A 19,000-nucleotide genomic window follows, 5' to 3' on the forward strand; every position below is an offset into this window, starting at 1 on the left:
CCTGACGCAGCCAGATAATATTTGACGAGGCGTCAAGAATGTGTTTTTGATATCATGTCAAAAACCTTCATAGTTCATTTCACCGGTGAGGTGAACCACCCATGCGGGGAGCCGCCGTGCGGGCAAGGAAAGAATGCGAAAGGATTCGCGATGCCTCTCATTCACATCTCGCTGCGCGCTGGTAAGCCGGAAGCCTACCGGCAGGCGATCTTCAACAGTCTTTATCGCGCGATGCATGAGGCGCTCAACGTTCCCGAAGACGACCAGTTCATGACTATCAGCGAGCATGACGCGGCGAACTTCCGCTACGGCAATGCCTTTGGCATCAGCCGCAGCGACGATCTCGTGTACATCCAGATCACCGTGTTCGATACGCGCACCGCGGAACAGAAGAAGGCGCTGTTCCGGCGCATCGCGCAACTGCTCGGCGATAGCCCCGGCATCCATCCGGAAGATGTGTTCGTCAACGTTCTCGACGCCGCGAAAGAGAACTGGTCCGTCGGCCACGGCCTCGCGCAGTTCGCTTGAGGCGAAAGTGCAACGTCCGCCTGCGCAGGGCGTCGGCGGTTCTCGCGTCATTGCGATCCCGGATATCACTGCGCTCATCCGGGCTACGCTCGCTGCACTTCCGTATCAACCCGACCGAACTTCGTAGACTCGAATGCTCGAAATGAAAGGGTTGCCTTGCGCCATCTTCTCGGCGTCGTCGAGGCTCGCCGCGTTGACGATTGTGAAGCCGGTGATGGAGTCGGGTCCGAGTGGAAGGTCCTTCGTTCCGCTTTTCGAGATTTCGCGACCATTGCCGAAGCCGCCCATGTCGACCGTGTGCGGCTTCGTTGCCTCGAACCATTTGCCCCAGGCGGCCATGATTTCCGGAGTGGGCTTTTCAAACCCGTAATGCAGCAGAACGAACTTCTTCATGCTCGGCTCCTTTTCATCGATCGGGGCGGTTGCTTTTTCTTTGCAGACGTCGCGTTCGGCGCGATTGCCTCGGCATACTGCAGCGAAAGATTGATCCAGAATGCGCGCTTGTCCGCGTCGGCCAGCAGCTCCTCGGGCAATCGCACATATTCGCGCATCGGCCGACCTTTCATCGGCTCGAAGGTCCGTTCGCCAAATTCGGTGGTGAAACGGGCGCGATCTTTCTCCGAGAGCCGCATCACGAAATCGTTCTGGTGCAGCCCAATGAACAGATTTCCGTTGGCGAAGGCCGCCGGGTAGCCGAACATCTTGCGGCGCGAGATATTTGCGCCTGACGGAACCGACTTGTCGAACAGGTCGATCAGCGACTGCGGTGATTTCGTCCAGGCCACCGGCCCCTCCGTCAGTTTGCTGCGGGCGTTATGCGCCGGCGTTCCGCAAGGTCGAACAGAAGGGGAAGCTTGCGGACGAGGGCAATCGAGCCGCTTACGCTAGCGCGCTTCGCATCGATCGCGTCCTGCAGGGACACGCTCGTCCCGACAATCTGGAGCACCGCGTCGAACGGGGCTTCCAGCGTCCCCTTGCAATCGGTGATGCCTCTCTCAATCGCCGTCCCGAAGCCGCCGCCCGCGACCGTGAAGCCTGCCGATTTCTTGCCATGGGTGACCGTAAGGCCGATCCTGATTTCCGGCACGGCTGAACGCTTTGCAATGGCGTCGAGGCCAAGCAGCACCCAATCCGGCTCGAACGTGTCGCCCGGTACCGGCGGGAACAGGAAGCGGCCGCCCCAGCGGATCAACTCCCGGATCGCGGGCTGAACTTCCCGGCCGATCTCGGTCAATTCGTACACCTGCGCATTGGCCGGCGGCGGCAAGGCGATGCGCCGCACGACGTTGCACTCGATCAGGGTGGTGAGGCGCGTTGTCAGCAAGGTGGGGCTCATGCCGTCAAGATGATCCAGGAGATCGCCAAATCGCTTCGGCCCAAGAAGAAGCTCGCGGATGATCAGGAGAGTCCAGCGCTCGCCGATGATCTCCGCCGCGCGGGCGAGTGCGCAGAATTGCGGATAGTGAAGATTGCTCATGCCGTCGAGGTTGTTTCCTCCGCATCATGCCGGTAGGCGAGGGCGATCAACGGCCCCACGACTGCGAATTGCAGGATCGTGAACGCGGTTTCGAGCAGCACGTAGTCCGGCACGGAAACCATCACATTCTTGGCTGCGACCGCGAGCGTGGTGAACGACCATGACAGCAGGCCAGCGCCAAGTCCGTACAGGAGCCCGTCCTTCAGGAACGAGCCGCTACGTTGTGGAAATACGCGTGGGAACAACCACGAGAACATCGCGCCCTGGATGATCATCGAACCCAGTCCGAACGCGATCACCGGCTCATCGCGATAGATCTGGAGCGCGTGGTATTTCTGCTCGAACAGGACAAGATGCCAGACATAGGCGATCGGAAACGAGGGAAGCAGGTAGGCGGCAAAGCCAAGCCAAAAGCCGCGAGCGCCGGTTGGACGGGCAACGTAAGATGCTGCTGGCATCGGTCAACTCCGATTTACTCCATTTTTTATAGTACATGCTATAAAATCTGGAGTCAAATATTCGTGGGCGGCAGCTTTCGCTGTAACGGCGTTCCGGGCGCGAGGCCGTAATCCGCATGAATTTCCGTCGCTATTTTCCTGTCTTCACGAAGTCCAGGATCTGATCGGTCAGCCGGGTATCGGCAGTGTTGATCGAATACACCTCCGACATGTGACTGTGCTGCGGCAGCAGGATAGCGCGTGCGCATCCGCTGGTCCGTTTGCATGAGGCTCGCCTTCCGAGATCGAGCTGCGCCACGAATCCTTCCGGATCCAGTTCGGCGGCAACCATCATCAGCGGAATGTCGGTCGTCGCCAGACCCCTCGATGAGGATCGTTCGGCGTAGCGCGCGGCATCGTTACCAAAATAGGCGCGCTGGGTATCGGCGAGCGGCATCGCGGTCAGGTCGTAAATGCCCGAGATCATGATCGCGCCGGCAAGGCCGCCACCCTTGATCTTGTGAAGTTCGGGATGTGAAACATAGGTCGCGACATGAACCGCGCCCGCGGAGTGCCCCATCAGAAAGATACGCGCGCCATTGCCGCCGCGCTCGCCGACCTTGTCAGCAACCCACTGCACCGCGGTGGCCAGATCCTCGGCGCCCGCCGGCCAGGGCGCCTGCGGTGCGAGGCGATAGGCGACGTTCACCCCGATAAAGCCGTTCTTTACCGCCCACAGCATGATGTTGTCATAGAATGGGCTGGTCGGCGTCGTGCGCTTGTTGCCGCCCACATACGCGCCGGCATGTACATAGATCAGCACCGGTCGCGGGGATGCAGCCGTTTCCGGCATGAAAATATCCAGCAGATTGCGGTCGGCCGGACCGTATTTGACGTCCCGCTCGACCTTGACGCCTTGATACGGCTCTTTTTCCTGCAGCGGCGCGTAAAGCGCGAAGGTTCTGGGCGGATCGATGACGCGGCCGAGTTCCAGCAGCGTCCGTGCGATATGCTCTGGCATCGGGCTTTGCTGCGCTTGGGCCGTGTTGGCGAACATTGCGGCGACAACGACCAAAGCCAATCTTGACAGGGCCATCCGGGCTCCCACGCATCGTCGAAACTGGCCTAGTTTGGCCGATCCGGCGCGGGATTGGCACCGAATTCACCGTGACGATTCGCTGCATTTGCGCTAGGCAACGATCTGCCCCTTGGAGCCGAAATCAGATGAGCCGCCGCGACCGAAAACCGCTAGCCAAGTCGCGCACACCAGGCTCCCGTCCCAAGGGAGCCACACCCTTCCGTAGCAAGAAGCCTGGCGACCGGCCGCAGGGCAATCGTCCGGGTGGCAAGCCTGTGCGCTTTGCCGAGCCGCGCCGGGAGAAGCCGGCTTTCGTGGCGGCCGAACCCGAAAAGACCAAGGCCGAAGTGCCGCTGCCGACCAAGGTCCAGACCGTCGTCGTCACCGCCGACGAGAACAACATGCGCGTCGACCGCTTCCTCGAGGCGCGCTTTCCCGGCCTGTCGTTCTCCCACATCCAGCGCATCGTCCGCAAAGGTGAGTTGCGCGTCAACGGCAAGCGCGCTGACAGCAAGGACCGGCTCGAAGAAGGCCAGAGCGTTCGCATTCCGCCGCTGCGGCTCGATACGCCGAAGGGTGCCGGTCCGCTCTCGGAAGCCGCGACCAAGACGCTGCAGGCCCTGAAGGACATGACGCTTTACGAAGACGCCGACGTCATGGTGTTGAACAAGCCGGCGGGGCTGGCGGTGCAAGGCGGCTCCGGCATCACGCGCAATGTCGACCAGATGCTGGAGGTGATGCGCGACGCCAAGGGGCAGAAGCCGCGGCTGGTGCATCGGCTCGACAGGGAAACGTCGGGCTGTCTTCTGGTCGCCAAGACGCGCTTCGCTGCCACCGCACTGACCGGGTCGTTCCGCCACCGCTCCGCGCGCAAGATTTACTGGGCGCTGGTGGCGGGCGTGCCGAAGCCGAAGCAGGGCCGCATCTCGACCTATCTCGCCAAGGAGGAGAGCGAGGAGGACAGCATCATGCGGGTCGCAAAGCATGGCGACGAGGGCGCCAGCCACGCGGTGACGTATTACGCCGTGGTCGAGACCTCGGCGCAGAAGCTCGCCTGGGTGTCGCTGAAGCCGGTCACCGGGCGAACCCACCAGTTGCGCGCCCACATGGCGCATATCGATCACGCCATCGTCGGCGATCCCAAATATTTCAACAAGGAGAACTGGGATCTGCCGGGCGGCCTGCAGAACCGCCTGCATCTGCTGGCGCGGCGGCTCGTGATCCCGCACCCGCGCCGCGGCGTGATCGACGTCAGCGCGCCGCTGCCGCCGCACATGCTGCAATCCTGGAATCTGCTCGGGCTGGAGCACGATCGGTTCGATCCGATCGAGAACGCGCCGGAGGAGTAGACATCCGTTGTCAAGCCTCACGCACAGCAATATCGATCAAAGCAGCGTGGTACAGTTCCTATAGCTTGCGGGACCAGTTGTTCGGAAAGGCTTCGCTCATGCCCCCCCATTGGCTCGGCGCCGCGCTTCTCTCGTGTGTTCTCGCTGTTCCGCCGGACGTCGTTGCGCAAGCCCAGACGCTGGTTCTGAAGGGAGGCAGCGTCTACGCCACACCGGAGGCAACGCCGATTTCCGACTCTGTCATCGTGACATCAGCAGGCCTCATCACAGTCGTCGGACGCGCCGGTGAGGTCCAGATTCCGTCAGATGCGCGCGTCATTGATTGCACCGGCAAGACCATCGTCGCCGGCTTCTGGAACAGTCACGTCCATTTCACGCAAGCCGCATGGAAAAACGCCGGTTCCGCTCAAGCCGCGCCGCTGCAGGAGCACATGCAGGAGATGCTGACGCGATGGGGCTTCACCACCGTGTGGGATGTCGGCTCTCACCCCGACGACTCGCTGCCACTGCGCCGCCGCGTCAATGCAGGTGAAATTCTCGGTCCCACGATCTATCTTGCCGGCAACGTCTTCCCCAAGGACGGTCATCCCGCCTATCTGCCTGCCGAACTGCAGCTTCCCATGGCTGCGACGCCTGAGCAGGCGGCGCAGTGGGCGCGGATCTACATGCAATTGGGGCTGGACGGATTAAAGCTGTTCACTGGCGTCTATAAGGGCGAAGACAAGCCGGTAGTGAACATGGACGTGGCTATTGCCAGGGCCGCGGTCGATGTGGCGCACGAGCTGGGAAGGCCGGTCTTTGCCCATCCGCAGAACTCGTCCGGTTTGGAAACTGTGATCGCGGCGGGTGTGAACGTGATGGCACACACGACCCCGCAGCAGCGGGGATACACGCCCGCGCAGCTCGCGCGCTTCAAGGAGCAGAATGTCGCGCTATCGCCAACATTGTCGCTTTACGCGAAGATACCGGCCCCGCCCGAACTAATCGCACGACTGGTCGACAACGTGATCGGCCAACTCAAGAGCTTTTCGGAGAATGGGGGAAGGGTCCTGTTCGGCACCGATGTCGGCTATACGCAGCTCTATGACACCACGCTCGAATATGAGCTGATGCGCCGCGCCATGTCCGAACGCCAGATTCTGGCGTCGCTGACGACCAATCCAGCGCAATATTTCAAGGCAGCGAAGAAGGGGCGGGTCGAGAAGGAATTCGACGCCGATCTCGTGGTGCTTGACGGCGATCCGCTCGCCGACGTCACCAACCTCGCCAGGGTCGCCTACACGATCCGGGCGGGAAAGGTGATCTATCAGAAGCAGTGAGCTTGCACCGAGGCGTTTCTCTCACCGTCATTCCGGGGCGCGACGAAGTCGCGAGCCCGGAATCCATTGGGCCACAGCGCGTGCCGAGGGATGGATTCCGGGCTCGCGCTACGCGCGCCCCGGAATGACGGAGTGATGAGCCGGTGATTCTGGCGAATGGAACCGAAGCGACAGCCCGTGGCCTAACCTCCTCATCGCCTTTATTTGCACCCAGCGGCATCGTATTGTCCGGACTGGATTATCACCGACCTGCTGGAAGCCGTATGCGTGAACTATTCGATGAAGTTGCCGGACAGTCTCCGCTCGATCCGACGGAAGCAGTGCGCCGCGCCACGCGCGTACCCCAGCGCAAGCGCATCTACAAGGAGGCTGGCGTCGCGCCGGCCGATGGCGGGTTTGCGGTGACGTTGGATGGCAAGCCGATCCGCACGCCTTCGGGCCGCCAGGTCGTAGCGCCGGCCAGCGGCATCGCCGAGCACATCGCCGCCGAATGGAATGCGCAAGGCGAGACCATCGATCCCCTGACCATGCCGCTGACGCGTTTCGCCAATTCTGTCGCCGAGGTCGCCGATCGCGTCGATGCCGTGGCCGACGATGTCGCAAAATTCCTCGGCTCCGACTTGCTGTTTTACCGCGCCGGCCATCCCGAGGCGCTGGTCGCGCGGGAAGCCGCGCATTGGGACCCGGTGCTGTCATGGGCCGCGAACGAGCTCGGGGCTCATTTCATCCTGTCCGAGGGGATCGTGCATGTGACCCAGCCGGAGCAGGCGATCAAGGCCGCCCGTAGCGCGTTTCCGGCCGACCCTTGGGCCGTGGCGGCGCTGCATGTGGTGACGACGTTGACGGGCTCCGCGCTACTGGCGTTGGCGTTGCTGCATGGGGCCCTCCATTCCGATCAGGTTTGGGCGGCCGCCCATGTCGATGAGGACTGGAACGCCGAGAAATGGGGCGTGGACGAGGAGGTGGCGGCTCGCCGGGCTGCCCGGCTGGTCGATTTCCGGGCCGCGGTGACCATTCTGGACGCCCTGAAGGCCTAAGCGCCTGCTGCCGGTTAAGGAGAGGTTTACGGCGGCGGGGTAGCCTTCGCACCCTGGCCGAGACCTCAAGACATGGCGAATTCGATCAATCCCGTTCTGCCGGTGCTTGCCGCCCAAGAGGTTGGCGGCATTGCGCCTGAACTCGTGCTGCAGCCGGGTAGCGTGGTCAACGCCCAGGTGCTGAAGGTGCTGTCCGCCGATCTGGTGCGGATTGCGATCGCCAGCCTCTCGATCGACGTGGCCTCGGAAATTCCGTTGCAGCAAGGCCAGAACCTGCAGCTTCAGGTATCGCAGACCAAGGACGGCATCCGCCTGGCCGTGGTCGGGCAGGGCAGTGATGCCGCCGGGGCATCCGCCGACGCCGTCACCTTGTCATCAGATGCGCTGGCCGATGCGGCCGTCAATCGGCCGGCCATCGTGTCGGTGAAGAACGTGCTGACGCCGCTGGAGCGCGCGGCCGTCTCCGCCGCCTCCCAAGCCGCGGTTACCGAACAGGACAGCCTGGCGCCGCTGTTTGCCAATCTGGGCGCGGCGATTTCATCCAGCAATCTGCCGCCGAAATTGCAAGCGGCGATCGCGCAGGTGCTGGCGCAGCAGACCAGTCTCGATCAGAACCTCGACGGCCCCGACATCAAGACGGCGTTCCAGAAGTCCGGAATATTCCTCGAAGCGTCGCTGGCGTCGGGCTCAGTCCCACCAAGCGGCGTACCCGATCTCAAGGCCGCGCTGATCGTGCTGCGTCAGACGCTGCAGTCGGCGCTCGGCGTCAATACGGCAATGCCGGCGGCGACATCGGCAGGGGCGCAACAAGCTGCGCCGCCACAGGCCGCCGCGAGCCTTGCGCCGTCCTTGTCGCCCAACGTCGATCTGCCGGAAATCCTGCTGCCGCAGGCGCGATTGCTTGCAGCCGAAAATCTCGCGCTGCCGCTCCAGGCCGCCCGAGGCTCACTGGCGGCCCCGCCTGATGCCGGCGCAACGCTGAACCTGCTGCAGGAAGCGTTGCAGGAACTCGGCGTTCCCGTCAGGAGTGCCACAGCCACGCCGAAAGACGTTCGGGGCGGCGACGTCACCTTCCACACCAACACCCCGCCGCCGCCCATCCGCGGCGGACTGCCGGCCGCACAGCCGATCGCTTCGCCCACCATCGCGCCGCATGCGCCGCTCGAAGCGACCGCGCATCATCTGCTCGATGATACCGATGCCGCGATTGCGCGGCAGACGCTGCTGCAGGTCGCCTCTTTGCCTGATCGCATCGATGCGGGGCCAAAAGCCGACGTTACGGCGCCACGCTGGAATTTCGAAATTCCCTTCGTGACGCCGCAGGGCACCGCGATGGCGCAGTTCGAGATTTCCCGCGATGGCGGCAGCGAGGCCGTCGAGGCGGTCAAGCGGGTGTGGCGCGCGCGATTTTCGCTCGATGTCGAGCCGGCCGGTCCGGTTCATGCGCTGATATCGCTGACGGGCGACAAGACCTCGGTGCGGATCTGGGCGGAACGACCGGTGACGGCAGAGCAATTGCGCGCCGGGACCTCGCAACTGAGCGAGGCGCTCAGCCGGGCCGAATTGCAGCCCGGCGACATCGTGATCCGCGACGGCGCGCCGCCGCAGGCTGCGCCCGCCGCCCGTGCCGGTCATTTTCTGGATCGTGCGCTATGAGCGTCGAAACCAGAAGCAAGCTTGCGGTCGCGCTGCATTATGACAAGACCGGCGCGCCGCGGGTCGTGGCCAAGGGCAAGGGCGTCATCGGCGCGAAGATCATCGAGCTCGCCAAAGAACACGACATCCCGATCGAGGAGAACGAGGTGCTGGCGGGCGCTTTGTCCCATGTCGAAATCGGCGACGAAATTCCGCCGGAACTCTACAAGGCCGTCGCCGAAGTGCTGATCTTCGTGCTGCGGCTGTCGGGGCGAATACGGTGATTGCGGTAGTTTTTCGCGCGAGCGGATGGCGGCTTGCGCCGGGAACACAGGGCAACTAAAGGCCCGCCTGTCATAGTTTTTCCACGATGCCATCCGCATCGTCGGCATTCCTCAACCAGGTTCGGATATCCTCGTGATCAATCGTCGTCATGCGCTCGGCCTGTTTGCCGCAACCACTCTGCTGCCCGCGCGCGGCCTTGCCAACGTCTCCTATCAGCGGAGCGAGTTTCGCGACGATCTGGCCAAGCGGTTTTTCGATCTCGGCACGATCGGCACCTTCGTGGCCTACAAGGTGGACGATTACCTGATCATCGCCAGCGACAAGGTGCGCTCGGGCGAGGGCAGGCTGCCGGCCTCGACCTTCAAGATTGCGAATTCGATCATCGCGCTGGAGATCGGCGTGGTCGAGGACCCCGACAAGGATGTCTTCAAGTGGGACGGCGTGACGCGCAGCATCGAGCCCTGGAACAAGGATCACACGCTGCGTTCGGCGATCGCGGCATCAGTGGTACCGGTGTATCAGGAGATCGCGCGCCGCATCGGGCAGGAGCGCATGCAGAAATATGTCGACCTGTTCGACTATGGCAACCGCGACATCGGCGGCGGCATCGACCAGTTCTGGCTGACCGGCAATCTGCGCATCGACCCGGTGCAGCAGATCGATTTCGTCGACCGGCTGCGGCGCGGCGTGCTGCCGGTCGGAAAGCGCAGCCAGGAATTGACCCGCGACATCCTGCCCGTAACAAAAGTCGGCGACGCCACCATCCGCGCCAAGAGCGGCCTGCTCGGGGCCGAGCAAGGCAAGCCGTCCTTGGGCTGGATGGTCGGTTGGGCCGAGAAGGGCAGCCAGCAGACGGTGTTCGCCATGAACATGGACTGCAAGGAGCAAAGCCACATCGCCGCGCGCATGACGGTCGTGCAGCAATGCCTCGCCGATATCGTCGCGATCTAGCCATAGCGTTTTCGAGCGAAAGCCTGCCCCGGACTTGATCCGGGTGGATACCGGTTCGCGTGAAGAAAACGCGTCAAACAAGAATCAGAGCTATCGGTCTGATTCAATCAGAACCGATAGTGCGTTAGCGCCGGTTGAGCGCGAGCGAGACTGACGTGACGTTCGTGCCCTGCGGCTGGATCGACACCGTCTGCTTGCCGCCACGGGTCGTCAGCGACAGTTGGGCCGAAAAGTTGTCGCCTCGGGCGTCAGCCTCGACGTGATCGCCGGCGGCACGCCCGGTAAGCGTTCCGGAAGCGTTGCGGCTCGCCTCGCTCCATGAGCCCGAAATCGCGCCGCCACGGTATTCGACCTCGCTTGCGAGATCGAAATTGTAGCTCGCGCTGGCGCACCTCAGGTTGAGCTGAAGCTGATCGCCCCTTCCGGCGACGTCGTACGACGCGCGGCATCGCAATTGCTCGCGTTGTCCGTCACTGGTGCTGAGCACGCCGCCGCCTGACCATGTACCTGCCATGGCGGCGAAGGGCGAGACGGGTGCGGCCAGCGCTGCACTGCCGGTCAGGCATAACGATGTGGCCACTAACGCCGTTCGCGCAAAATTATATCCAGACATATTGATGATCTCCTTCGGTTTGGCAATCAACGCCCCCAAAGGGTTCACGGTTCCTCCACCGACACAGTGTGCGGCGAGGTTCCGTTGCCCGAGATTGCAGCAATGCCTCTTCGATATCCGGACGATTTGCATTGGCGGCCGCGCCCGATCGACTGGTGCGCGGAAGCAAGTTGTACTAGCTTGCCATGGCTACCAGGGGGATCGTGCATGCCGCATCGTCGCTCGGTGCTGTTAGGAGGCTTGGCGTTTTCGCTTTGGCCGGATTGGGGTAGGGCCCAGATGCCACCGGGGCAGGATGTTGCCGCCATCCTCAAGGAGAGGGTGGATGTCGGGCGTGAGACGATGGGTCTCGTTGCCGCTTTCCTCGACGGGGACCGGCACAGCATCGCGGCGTATGGTCAATCCGGCTCCCCCGATAATGGCCCGCTCGATGGCGACACGGTGTTCGAGATCGGCTCGATCACCAAGGTGTTCACGGCGCTGGTGTTTGCGGACATGGTGCTGCGCGGCGAGCTCGCACCGGATGATCCTGCGGCGAAATATCTGCCTGCCGGCGTCAGGATGCCCGATTTCGAGGGCGCGCCGATCACGCTGATGGACCTTGCGACCTACACGTCGGGCCTGCCGCGAATGCCGTCGAATTTCGCGCCGAAGGATTGGAGCAATCCCTATATCGACTACACCGCCGAGCGGCTCTACGACTTTCTCTCGAACCACAAGCTCGGCCACAAGCCGGGCAAGCACTACGAATACGCCAATCTCGGTTTCGGCCTGCTCGGCCACATCCTCGAACGGCGCGCCGGCAGGAGCTACGAGGAGCTGGTGATCTCGCGCATTTGCGCGCCGCTCGGCATGGAGGATACGCGCATCACGCTTTCGAGCTCGATGCGGCAACGTCTGGCGCGCGGCCACAGCGCCGCGCTGGTACCCGTCGCGAACTGGGATTTTTCAGTGCTCGCCGGCGCCGGCGCGTTCCGTTCGACGGCGAATGATCTGGTGAAATTCTTGCGGATGTGCATGAACCCCGTTGAAGGGCCGGCCGCTTCGGCGCTGAAGATGACGCTTTCCGAGCGGCGTCCAATGATGGAAGAGCGTGAGGTGGCGCTGGGCTGGTTCATTTCGTCGCGGCTCGGCGATGAATTGATTTGGAAGAGTGGCGGCACCGGCGGTTATGCAGCCTTCATCGGCTACTCGACCAAGACCCGGCGAAACTGCATCGTGCTCTCCAATGCGGCTGATTATAACCCAAATATCGCGCTTGGCGCGCATCTCATCAACGCGGCACACCCGCTCCCGAAAATTCGCCGTGAGGTGCCGGTAGATCCGGCCGTGCTTGCAACCTATGCCGGACGTTACGAGCTGACTCCGACCTTCGTGCTGACGGTGCGCGCCGATGGCGCGCGGCTGTTCATCCAGGCGACGGCACAGCCCGAGGTCGAAGTTTACGCCGAGAGCGAGGCCGAGTTTTTCTATCGCGTGGTCGACGCCCAGGTCAGCTTCGCGCGGCCAGAGGGCGGCGTGGCGCCGTCATTGGTCCTGCATCAGAACGGCAAGGACCTGCCGGGCAGGCGGCTGCCTTAGCGTGATCCAAGTGCAGCCAACGTCAATTCGAAGGCTTCCCGATCCGCCCAAGATGCGTGAAGCCAAAACCGGTGGCGTATTTCAGCCCGTAGCCCAGCGCGCGGTCGAGGCCGATATGGGCCAGCCAGATCATGGCGATCGAGAGTGTGAGCGGCGCGGCGGTGGCAAATCCGGTCGTCATGATCGCCATCGGCGCGAGGTAGCTGTGCGCGGCGTTATAGACGAAGGCCCCGGTTCGCGATCCTCCCAGATAGGCGGCAAAACTGAGGTCCGGCACGAAGAACAGCAGGGCATAGACCCACCACGATCCGTCCCAGACATAGTAAAGCAGCGTCATACCGATAAAGAGCGCTAATCCCTCGAGCCGCAGCACCGTTCGTATACCCCCTGTGACGGCGCCCGAAGTGTCGGCGCTTGCGGTATCGGTCATTCCGGTCCCCATAGTCAGGATGCGCATATAGGAGGCGCCGGGCCGCGGTACCAGAGGCGGGATGAGGGTGTTTCCGCTTCCGAAAAGGCCGTGTTAGAAGGCCTTCAAATCGTTACTCAAAAGGCGGGCGGAAGCAGCATGAAGGATATCCTGGACACCCTCGAAGAACGGCGCGCCGGCGCCAAGCTCGGCGGCGGCGAGAAGCGCATCGAGGCGCAGCACGCTCGCGGAAAATTGACCGCGCGGGAGCGCATCGAGCTTCTGCTCGACAAGGGCTCGTTCGAGGAGTTCGACATGTTCGTCGAGCACCGCTCGATCGAATTCGGCATGGAAAAAACAAAAGTGCCGGGCGACGGCGTCATCACCGGCTGGGGCACCGTCAACGGCCGCAAGACTTTTGTCTTCGCCAAGGATTTTACCGTGTTCGGCGGCTCGCTGTCCGAGACCCACGCGCTGAAGATCACAAAGCTGCAGGACATGGCGATGAAGGCGAGGGCGCCGATCATCGGCCTCTATGACGCCGGCGGCGCGCGCATCCAGGAGGGCGTCGCCGCGCTCGCGGGCTATTCCTATGTGTTCCGCCGCAACGTGATCGCGTCAGGCGTGATCCCGCAAATCTCCGTCATCATGGGCCCCTGCGCCGGCGGCGACGTCTATTCGCCGGCGATGACCGACTTCATCTTCATGGTGAAGAACACCAGCTACATGTTCGTCACCGGCCCCGATGTGGTGAAGACCGTCACCAACGAAGTCGTGACCGCGGAAGAACTCGGCGGCGCCTCGGTGCACGCCACGCGCTCCTCGATCGCCGACGGCGCGTTCGAGAACGACGTCGAGACGCTGTTGCAGATGCGCCGGCTGATCGACTTCCTGCCGTCCAACAACACCGACGGCGTGCCGGAATGGCCGAGTTTTGACGACATCGGCCGCGTGGACATGTCGCTGGATACGCTGATCCCGGATAATCCGAACAAGCCCTACGACATGAAGGAGTTGATCCTCAAGGTCGTCGACGAGGGCGACTTTTTCGAAATCTCGGAAGCGTTCGCCAAGAACATCGTCACCGGCTTCGGCCGCATTGCCGGCCGCACCGTCGGCTTCGTCGCCAACCAGCCGATGGTTCTGGCGGGCGTGCTCGATTCTGACGCCTCGCGCAAAGCCGCGCGCTTCGTCCGCTTCTGCGACGCCTTCAACATCCCGATCGTGACGTTTGTCGACGTGCCGGGCTTCCTGCCGGGCACCGCTCAGGAATATGGCGGCCTGATCAAGCACGGCGCAAAACTGCTGTTTGCGTACTCGCAATGCACGGTGCCGCTCGTCACCGTCATCACCCGCAAGGCCTATGGCGGCGCCTTCGACGTCATGGCGTCAAAAGAAATCGGCGCCGACATGAACTACGCCTGGCCGACCGCCCAGATCGCCGTGATGGGCGCCAAGGGCGCGGTGGAAATCATTTTCCGCAGCGACATGAACGATCCGGAGGCGATCGCCAAGCGCACCAAGGAATACGAAGACCGCTTCCTGTCCCCCTTCATCGCCGCCGAACGCGGCTACATCGACGACGTCATCATGCCGCATTCGACGAGGAAGCGCATCGCAAGGGCGCTGGCGATGTTGAAAGACAAGAAGGTCGAGATGCCGGCGAAGAAGCACGACAATCTGCCGTTGTAACAGGTGCTGTAGGGTGGGCAAAGCGAAGCGTGCCCACCATCCAAATATCCGACGGCAATGGTGGGCACGCTGCGCTAACCCACCCTACGAAGCTCACAAGTTTCGCCTACGCCGCCTTGTGCTGCTGCTTCATGAACTCCGTCGCGCGCTTCTTGAGTTCAGTCGGCGATACGTCCTCGATGTGGGTGCCGATGTGCCAGCTATTGCCGGCCGCGTCCTTCACACTGCCGCTGCGGTCGCCATAAAATTGATCCGCGGGCTCCATCAACGATGTCGCGCCGGCCTTGAGCGCCTTCTGATAAACCGCATCGACGTTGGGTACGTACAGATACAGCATGGTGGATGTTGCCTGTGCACGCTCCGAGGAGTCGGAAATCATCACGATGGAATCTCCGATTTTGAACTCCGCATGCATGATCTTGCCGTCGGGCCTCATCATCGGCTCGAAGACCGGTTCGGCTCCGAAGGCCTCCTTCATGAAGCGAATGACCTTCTCCGCCCCATCGACGACGAGATAAGGCGTGACGGTGTGAAATCCCTTGGGAACCGGCTTTACCTGTGTTGCCATGGCTGTCTCCTCTGGTTTGATGGACTTAAACCCATGCAGGACGGCCCAGCCCGCTTATTGTTTTGCTGGCGATTGTCGATCCGGTCTTTGAGCAAAGTGTGGCGGCTGCGATCCGCCCGCTGGTGGTCGCGTCAACGTGTGTCCGCTGCCAGGTTCCCCTGGCCGACGAAGCTAACCCGGCACGAGGGGAACAAAATCGTACTCGCCGCCCCCCTGCAGGACCAGGAAGGTGAGCGACTTCGTGCCGGCGTTGGTCACCAGATGCGGTCGCGTGGGCCTGACGACATAGACTTCGCCGGGCCTCAAATTCACTTCCTCTTTCGGATCCTGCAGGAACAGCCTCATCCGGCCTTCCAGAACGTAGAAAGTATCGGAGACATTGGTGTGGGTGTGCCACGGCACTTTCTGGGTTGCAGAGAGCTGCAACTCCATGATGCGAAAGCCGGGGCGCGCGGCGTGCTCGGCGCGACGCTCGACGTCGTAAAGGTGACTGGCGTCCTTGATGGGCTGCGGCTGGTTCATGACGGCCTCCTTCGGATCATCCGCCCCCATCGCCTGGTGATGCCGCGCAAATGATAGCCTTGCTCTGCCGTTCGCGAAACGGTCAGGGGAGGTCCGCCGCGAGGGTAGGGTGGGCAAAGCGAAACGTGCCCACCATTCCAGCCAACGCGCGCGGACAGATGGTGGGCACGCTTTGCTTTGTCCACCCTACAAGACTGCCGTCGTTCACTCCTTGTCGTCCCTTATCCGCTGCTCGCCCTCGCGCAGCCGTTGTGCGATCGCCGTTCGTCTCGGGATCAACGCGGCCTCGTCGGCGAGCCGTTGCGCAAGGTCGGTGTGATATTGTTGCACGACGTCGAGCACCGCTTCCTTGGAGAGTCTTCGGTGATACTCGGCAAGGAATCTGTGCAGGTCGGCAAGCTGTTCGTCATCCATCTCTATCGCGCCTCAGCCGCGATGCCGGATTATACCGCAACCTGTTGATCCCACACCAGCTTTTCCAGTCCACTCGCGGGGCGAGTTTCACAAATCTGCCATGGCAGAGGAGGCGGGGCACGGTACAAGTCGCCGAATGTCGCCCCGTTAACTAGCTGTTAACCATACAGCCTTAGCCTTACGTCACTACCCGGTCATCATCAGACGATTCCAGCGCGGTTCGTTCGAGGAGAACAGCCGATGTCCGTTGAGATTCTGACTTATGCAGCCCTGGGCGCCCGCCTGAACATCTCGCCAGCGGCCGCCCGTTCGCTTGCCAGGCGGCTCCGGTTGCCGCGCTCGCTTTCCGAGGATGGGAAGGCTCTGGTGAGCGTTGATCTCGCTGAAGTCAGGCATACGCCACAGCCACCGGGCGGTCACCGGGCGGGCGAGGCCGCTCAGTTGAGAGCGCTCATCGTAACGCTGCAGGCCGAGGTCGCGCAGTTGGAGACCAGGGCAGCCGATCATCGCGCGGATTTCGAGTACGAACGCCAGCGCGCCGATCGCCTGATCGCTGAGCTGCTGCAGGCGACTGCCGAGACCACCGCCGCCAGGGAGGCGACGGCGCGGCTTGAGGGGGAGGTGGCAGCGCTTCGGACTGCTCTCCGAACTAGCAGTTCGAGCGAGAATCACGGACATTCTGCGCGCCGGGTGGGACATCTGGCTGCGAGCTTGGTGGAAGCAGACCGCAAGGCTGGTCGTGGGTAACAAATCTCTTCCTATTCCGCGGTTTGGCGGAGCAACCGTGGGGCAAAAATGAGTGGCACCGATATTCGCGAGCTGAGGGCGCGCATTATCGTGTTCGGGGTGGGCGGTGCCGGCGGCAATGCCGTCAACAACATGATCGACGCGGGGCTTGAAGGCGTCGAATTCATCGTCGCCAATACCGACGCCCAGGCGCTCACCAGTTCGAAGGCCAGGCGCGTCATCCAGATGGGCACGCAGGTAACCGGAGGCCTTGGCGCCGGTGCCCAGCCCGATATCGGACGCGCGGCGGCGGAAGAGGCGATCGACGAGATCCGCGATCATCTGACCGGCGCGCACATGGTGTTCATCACCGCCGGCATGGGCGGCGGCACCGGCACCGGAGCCGCGCCCGTCATCGCCAGGACCGCGCGTGAACTCGGCATTCTCACTATCGGCGTCGTCACCAAGCCGTTCCAGTTCGAGGGCCAGCGCCGCATGCGCTATGCCGAAGCCGGCATCGCGGAACTCTTGAAGGCGGTGGACACCCTCCTGATCATTCCGAACCAGAACCTGTTCCGGGTGGCCAACGAGAAGACCTCCTTTGCCGATGCCTTCGCGATGGCCGACCAGGTGCTTTATTCGGGCGTGGCCTGCATCAGCGATCTCATCGTCAAGGAAGGCCTGATCAATCTCGATTTCGCCGACGTGCTCTCGGTCATGCGCGAGAAGGGCAAGGCGATGATGGGCAGGGGCGAAGCTTCCGGCGGCAAGCGCGTGCTCAACGCTGCGGTAGCTGCGATTTCCAACCCCTTGATCGAGAATCCCTCGATCAAGCGCGCCAGTGGCCTCATCGTTTCCATCACCGGCGGCCGCGACCTGACACTATTCGAGGTCGATGAAGCCGCCACCCGCATCCGCGACGAGGCCGATCCGGACGCCAACATCATCGTCGGCGCGACTTTCGATGCCAGCCTCGAAGGCATCGTCCGCGTCTCGGTCGTGGCAACCGGCATCGATAATCTCGACGCGACAGGCCAGACGCAAGCCGCGGAAGGCCTGCTCACGGACCTTGCCGGCAGGCTGAGCAACGACCGGCGTCGCATCGCCGAGCGTGGCGTATCGCCGCCGCAATTCGCCAGCCCGCCCTCGCTGATCCCGCCGCCTCGCCACCTCGAAGCACGGCCGCCGATCGCCGAACCGGCGCGGCATGCGGCACCGCAGCGCCTCGATCCCTACGGTCGGGCTTCTCCCGCCCGCCCTCCGATCGAGGAAAAGGTTCTGGATATCCCGGCCTTCCTGGGCAGCAAGGCCAACTGACCAGTCACAAGAGTCAACTCGCCTGGAGGTAGTAGGTCGCTGCGATGCTACTTCAACAAGTCCCTAGGCGAGGCACCCGGGCGGTGCCTGAAGGTCTAATGCCCAAAATCGGTCCTATACTTTCCATCCTCCAGCCTTGCTTTGGTCAAAACGGCGGTAGGGAGTGTCTAAAATCCGACGACCGTCCATTCAGGTGATCGCAAACCGGGCAGGAGGCGCTCATGGATACCGCGGTAAATACCAGGCAAACCGATCCACGTGATGTTAATCCGGGACTGTCTACGCAAGACATCGAACTCGTCGCGCGCGCCGATGAACGGCTCGCGCATGCTTATGAAAAGATTGCGCGCGCGGATGAACAGCTCGCGCTTGTCAATGAACAGATTGCCAGGCTGGAGAGAAAGCCCGTCAACACGCTTCGTCAGCCATCGCGCGGCAGGCCGGCGCTGCGCGGCTTTGTCGGCCTGCTGTTGACAGCGGGAATCTGTATCGCTGCTTTCGCTTCGCAATCTTATGGCGAGGCGGCGAGGCTGATGATCGCCCCGTGGGTACCGCAGCTTGCTCCGGCTTCGTCGTTGCCATCGGAAACACCGAAGCTCGCCGCAGAGCAGAGCGAGCCTACCGTTCAGGTAGCCGCGGCGGATGCTTTGGTTTCGCAACTGCCACCTCCGGCTCAGACCGCACCGCAAGACGCAGCAGCCGCCCCGGTCCCTTCCGAGGTGACACAATTGCTCCAAACGATGGCGCGTGATCTCGCCAACGTGCAGCAGGAGATCGAACAGCTCAAGGCTGGCCAGGAAGAATTGGTCCGCGATAATGCCAGCACCGCCCAGCAGCTCAAGGCAAATCAGGAGCAAATGGCGCGCGTGATCGCGAACGCCTCCGCGCAACAGCCGCGGCCCAAAGCATCAGCGACGACATCAGCCAATCCGCCACCGCCGACTGCCACCTCTTCGCGCAAGCCCGTGTCGGCGCCTCCGCCGACACCAACCAGAGTGCAAGCGCGGGCGCCGGTGCAGTTGCAGTCCGGACAGCAGTAGTTTTCGCCGGCGCTGGCCGAAG

General features: G+C 62.7%; 22 protein-coding genes. 11 read left to right on the forward strand and 11 right to left on the reverse strand.

Features of this window, described 5'->3' with window-relative positions; genetic code table 11:
* Window positions 1-150 precede the first annotated feature (150 nt).
* Window positions 151-528: a tautomerase family protein gene (locus tag LMTR3_RS28080; protein ID WP_065748179.1), complete on the forward strand. Its 378-nt coding sequence runs from the start codon at window positions 151-153 to the stop codon at window positions 526-528.
* A gap of 105 nt (window positions 529-633) precedes the next feature.
* On the opposite strand, the gene LMTR3_RS28085 is transcribed toward LMTR3_RS28080, so the two are convergent.
* The 5 genes from LMTR3_RS28085 to LMTR3_RS28105 form a co-directional block, all read right to left on the reverse strand.
* Window positions 634-921 (reverse strand): YciI family protein, encoded by a 288-nt coding sequence (locus LMTR3_RS28085; RefSeq protein ID WP_065748180.1) that lies wholly within the window; start codon window positions 919-921, stop codon window positions 634-636.
* Window positions 918-1,313, reverse strand: a complete 396-nt coding sequence (locus LMTR3_RS28090; RefSeq protein ID WP_065748181.1) for a TfoX/Sxy family protein — start codon at window positions 1,311-1,313, stop codon at window positions 918-920. Before LMTR3_RS28090 ends, LMTR3_RS28085 begins: the two co-directional genes overlap by 4 nt.
* Window positions 1,314-1,324: 11 nt before the next feature.
* Window positions 1,325-2,005 (reverse strand): winged helix-turn-helix transcriptional regulator, encoded by a 681-nt coding sequence (locus LMTR3_RS28095; RefSeq protein WP_065748182.1) that lies wholly within the window; start codon window positions 2,003-2,005, stop codon window positions 1,325-1,327.
* On the reverse strand, window positions 2,002-2,463 hold the full coding sequence (locus LMTR3_RS28100) for a hypothetical protein (RefSeq protein WP_065748183.1): 462 nt from the start codon (window positions 2,461-2,463) through the stop codon (window positions 2,002-2,004). The genes LMTR3_RS28095 and LMTR3_RS28100 overlap by 4 nt, the downstream gene beginning before the upstream one ends.
* A gap of 130 nt (window positions 2,464-2,593) precedes the next feature.
* A complete protein-coding gene (locus LMTR3_RS28105; RefSeq protein WP_245320014.1) occupies window positions 2,594-3,463 on the reverse strand; it encodes an alpha/beta hydrolase in 870 nt (289 codons plus the stop codon).
* 203 nt (window positions 3,464-3,666) lie between these two features.
* Between LMTR3_RS28105 and LMTR3_RS28110 the strand changes: the two genes are divergently transcribed.
* The 6 genes from LMTR3_RS28110 to LMTR3_RS28135 all read left to right on the forward strand — a co-directional run bounded on the left by LMTR3_RS28110 (window position 3,667) and on the right by LMTR3_RS28135 (window position 10,096).
* Window positions 3,667-4,869 (forward strand): RluA family pseudouridine synthase, encoded by a 1,203-nt coding sequence (locus LMTR3_RS28110; RefSeq protein ID WP_065748185.1) that lies wholly within the window; start codon window positions 3,667-3,669, stop codon window positions 4,867-4,869.
* 98 nt (window positions 4,870-4,967) lie between these two features.
* Window positions 4,968-6,188 carry an amidohydrolase family protein gene (locus LMTR3_RS28115; protein ID WP_141686840.1) on the forward strand — a complete coding sequence of 407 codons (1,221 nt, stop codon included), beginning with the start codon at window positions 4,968-4,970 and terminating at the stop codon, window positions 6,186-6,188.
* 263 nt (window positions 6,189-6,451) lie between these two features.
* Window positions 6,452-7,225 (forward strand): ATP12 family chaperone protein, encoded by a 774-nt coding sequence (locus LMTR3_RS28120; protein ID WP_065748186.1) that lies wholly within the window; start codon window positions 6,452-6,454, stop codon window positions 7,223-7,225.
* A gap of 72 nt (window positions 7,226-7,297) precedes the next feature.
* On the forward strand, window positions 7,298-8,881 hold the full coding sequence (gene fliK, locus LMTR3_RS28125) for a flagellar hook-length control protein FliK (RefSeq protein ID WP_065748187.1): 1,584 nt from the start codon (window positions 7,298-7,300) through the stop codon (window positions 8,879-8,881).
* Window positions 8,878-9,144 carry an EscU/YscU/HrcU family type III secretion system export apparatus switch protein gene (locus tag LMTR3_RS28130; RefSeq protein WP_065748188.1) on the forward strand — a complete coding sequence of 89 codons (267 nt, stop codon included), beginning with the start codon at window positions 8,878-8,880 and terminating at the stop codon, window positions 9,142-9,144. Before fliK ends, LMTR3_RS28130 begins: the two co-directional genes overlap by 4 nt.
* A gap of 133 nt (window positions 9,145-9,277) precedes the next feature.
* Window positions 9,278-10,096: a class D beta-lactamase gene (locus LMTR3_RS28135; RefSeq protein ID WP_065748189.1), complete on the forward strand. Its 819-nt coding sequence runs from the start codon at window positions 9,278-9,280 to the stop codon at window positions 10,094-10,096.
* A 124-nt stretch (window positions 10,097-10,220) separates the two neighbouring features.
* On the opposite strand, the gene LMTR3_RS28140 is transcribed toward LMTR3_RS28135, so the two are convergent.
* Window positions 10,221-10,709 (reverse strand): hypothetical protein, encoded by a 489-nt coding sequence (locus LMTR3_RS28140; protein ID WP_065748269.1) that lies wholly within the window; start codon window positions 10,707-10,709, stop codon window positions 10,221-10,223.
* Window positions 10,710-10,988: 279 nt separating this feature from the next.
* On the opposite strand from LMTR3_RS28140, the gene LMTR3_RS28145 reads away from it, so the two are divergent.
* Window positions 10,989-12,290, forward strand: a complete 1,302-nt coding sequence (locus LMTR3_RS28145; protein ID WP_065748190.1) for a serine hydrolase — start codon at window positions 10,989-10,991, stop codon at window positions 12,288-12,290.
* Window positions 12,291-12,312: 22 nt separating this feature from the next.
* Here LMTR3_RS28145 and LMTR3_RS28150 read toward each other — a convergent pair whose 3' ends face one another.
* A complete protein-coding gene (locus LMTR3_RS28150) occupies window positions 12,313-12,720 on the reverse strand; it encodes a DUF4260 domain-containing protein (protein ID WP_065748191.1) in 408 nt (135 codons plus the stop codon).
* A gap of 138 nt (window positions 12,721-12,858) precedes the next feature.
* On the opposite strand from LMTR3_RS28150, the gene LMTR3_RS28155 reads away from it, so the two are divergent.
* The gene (locus LMTR3_RS28155) at window positions 12,859-14,391 is read left to right on the forward strand and encodes an acyl-CoA carboxylase subunit beta (protein WP_065748192.1); all 1,533 of its coding nucleotides are present in this window, start codon (window positions 12,859-12,861) and stop codon (window positions 14,389-14,391) included.
* 106 nt (window positions 14,392-14,497) lie between these two features.
* Here the strand turns inward: LMTR3_RS28155 and LMTR3_RS28160 are convergent, their stop codons facing one another.
* The 4 genes from LMTR3_RS28160 to LMTR3_RS38695 form a co-directional block, all read right to left on the reverse strand.
* Window positions 14,498-14,959, reverse strand: a complete 462-nt coding sequence (locus LMTR3_RS28160) for a VOC family protein (RefSeq protein WP_065748193.1) — start codon at window positions 14,957-14,959, stop codon at window positions 14,498-14,500.
* 171 nt (window positions 14,960-15,130) lie between these two features.
* On the reverse strand, window positions 15,131-15,481 hold the full coding sequence (locus LMTR3_RS28165; protein ID WP_065748270.1) for a cupin domain-containing protein: 351 nt from the start codon (window positions 15,479-15,481) through the stop codon (window positions 15,131-15,133).
* Window positions 15,482-15,685: 204 nt separating this feature from the next.
* On the reverse strand, window positions 15,686-15,895 hold the full coding sequence (locus LMTR3_RS28170) for a hypothetical protein (RefSeq protein WP_065748194.1): 210 nt from the start codon (window positions 15,893-15,895) through the stop codon (window positions 15,686-15,688).
* A 186-nt stretch (window positions 15,896-16,081) separates the two neighbouring features.
* Window positions 16,082-16,573, reverse strand: a complete 492-nt coding sequence (locus tag LMTR3_RS38695; protein ID WP_176722006.1) for a hypothetical protein — start codon at window positions 16,571-16,573, stop codon at window positions 16,082-16,084.
* A 117-nt stretch (window positions 16,574-16,690) separates the two neighbouring features.
* On the opposite strand from LMTR3_RS38695, the gene ftsZ reads away from it, so the two are divergent.
* Window positions 16,691-17,938, forward strand: a complete 1,248-nt coding sequence (gene ftsZ / locus LMTR3_RS28180) for a cell division protein FtsZ (RefSeq protein WP_065748196.1) — start codon at window positions 16,691-16,693, stop codon at window positions 17,936-17,938.
* 221 nt (window positions 17,939-18,159) lie between these two features.
* Entirely contained in the window at window positions 18,160-18,978 is an 819-nt protein-coding gene (locus tag LMTR3_RS28185) for a hypothetical protein (RefSeq protein ID WP_065748197.1), read from the forward strand.
* Window positions 18,979-19,000: the final 22 nt, after the last annotated feature.

The organism is Bradyrhizobium sp. LMTR 3, from assembly GCF_001693485.1.
Lineage (GTDB): Bacteria > Pseudomonadota > Alphaproteobacteria > Rhizobiales > Xanthobacteraceae > Bradyrhizobium.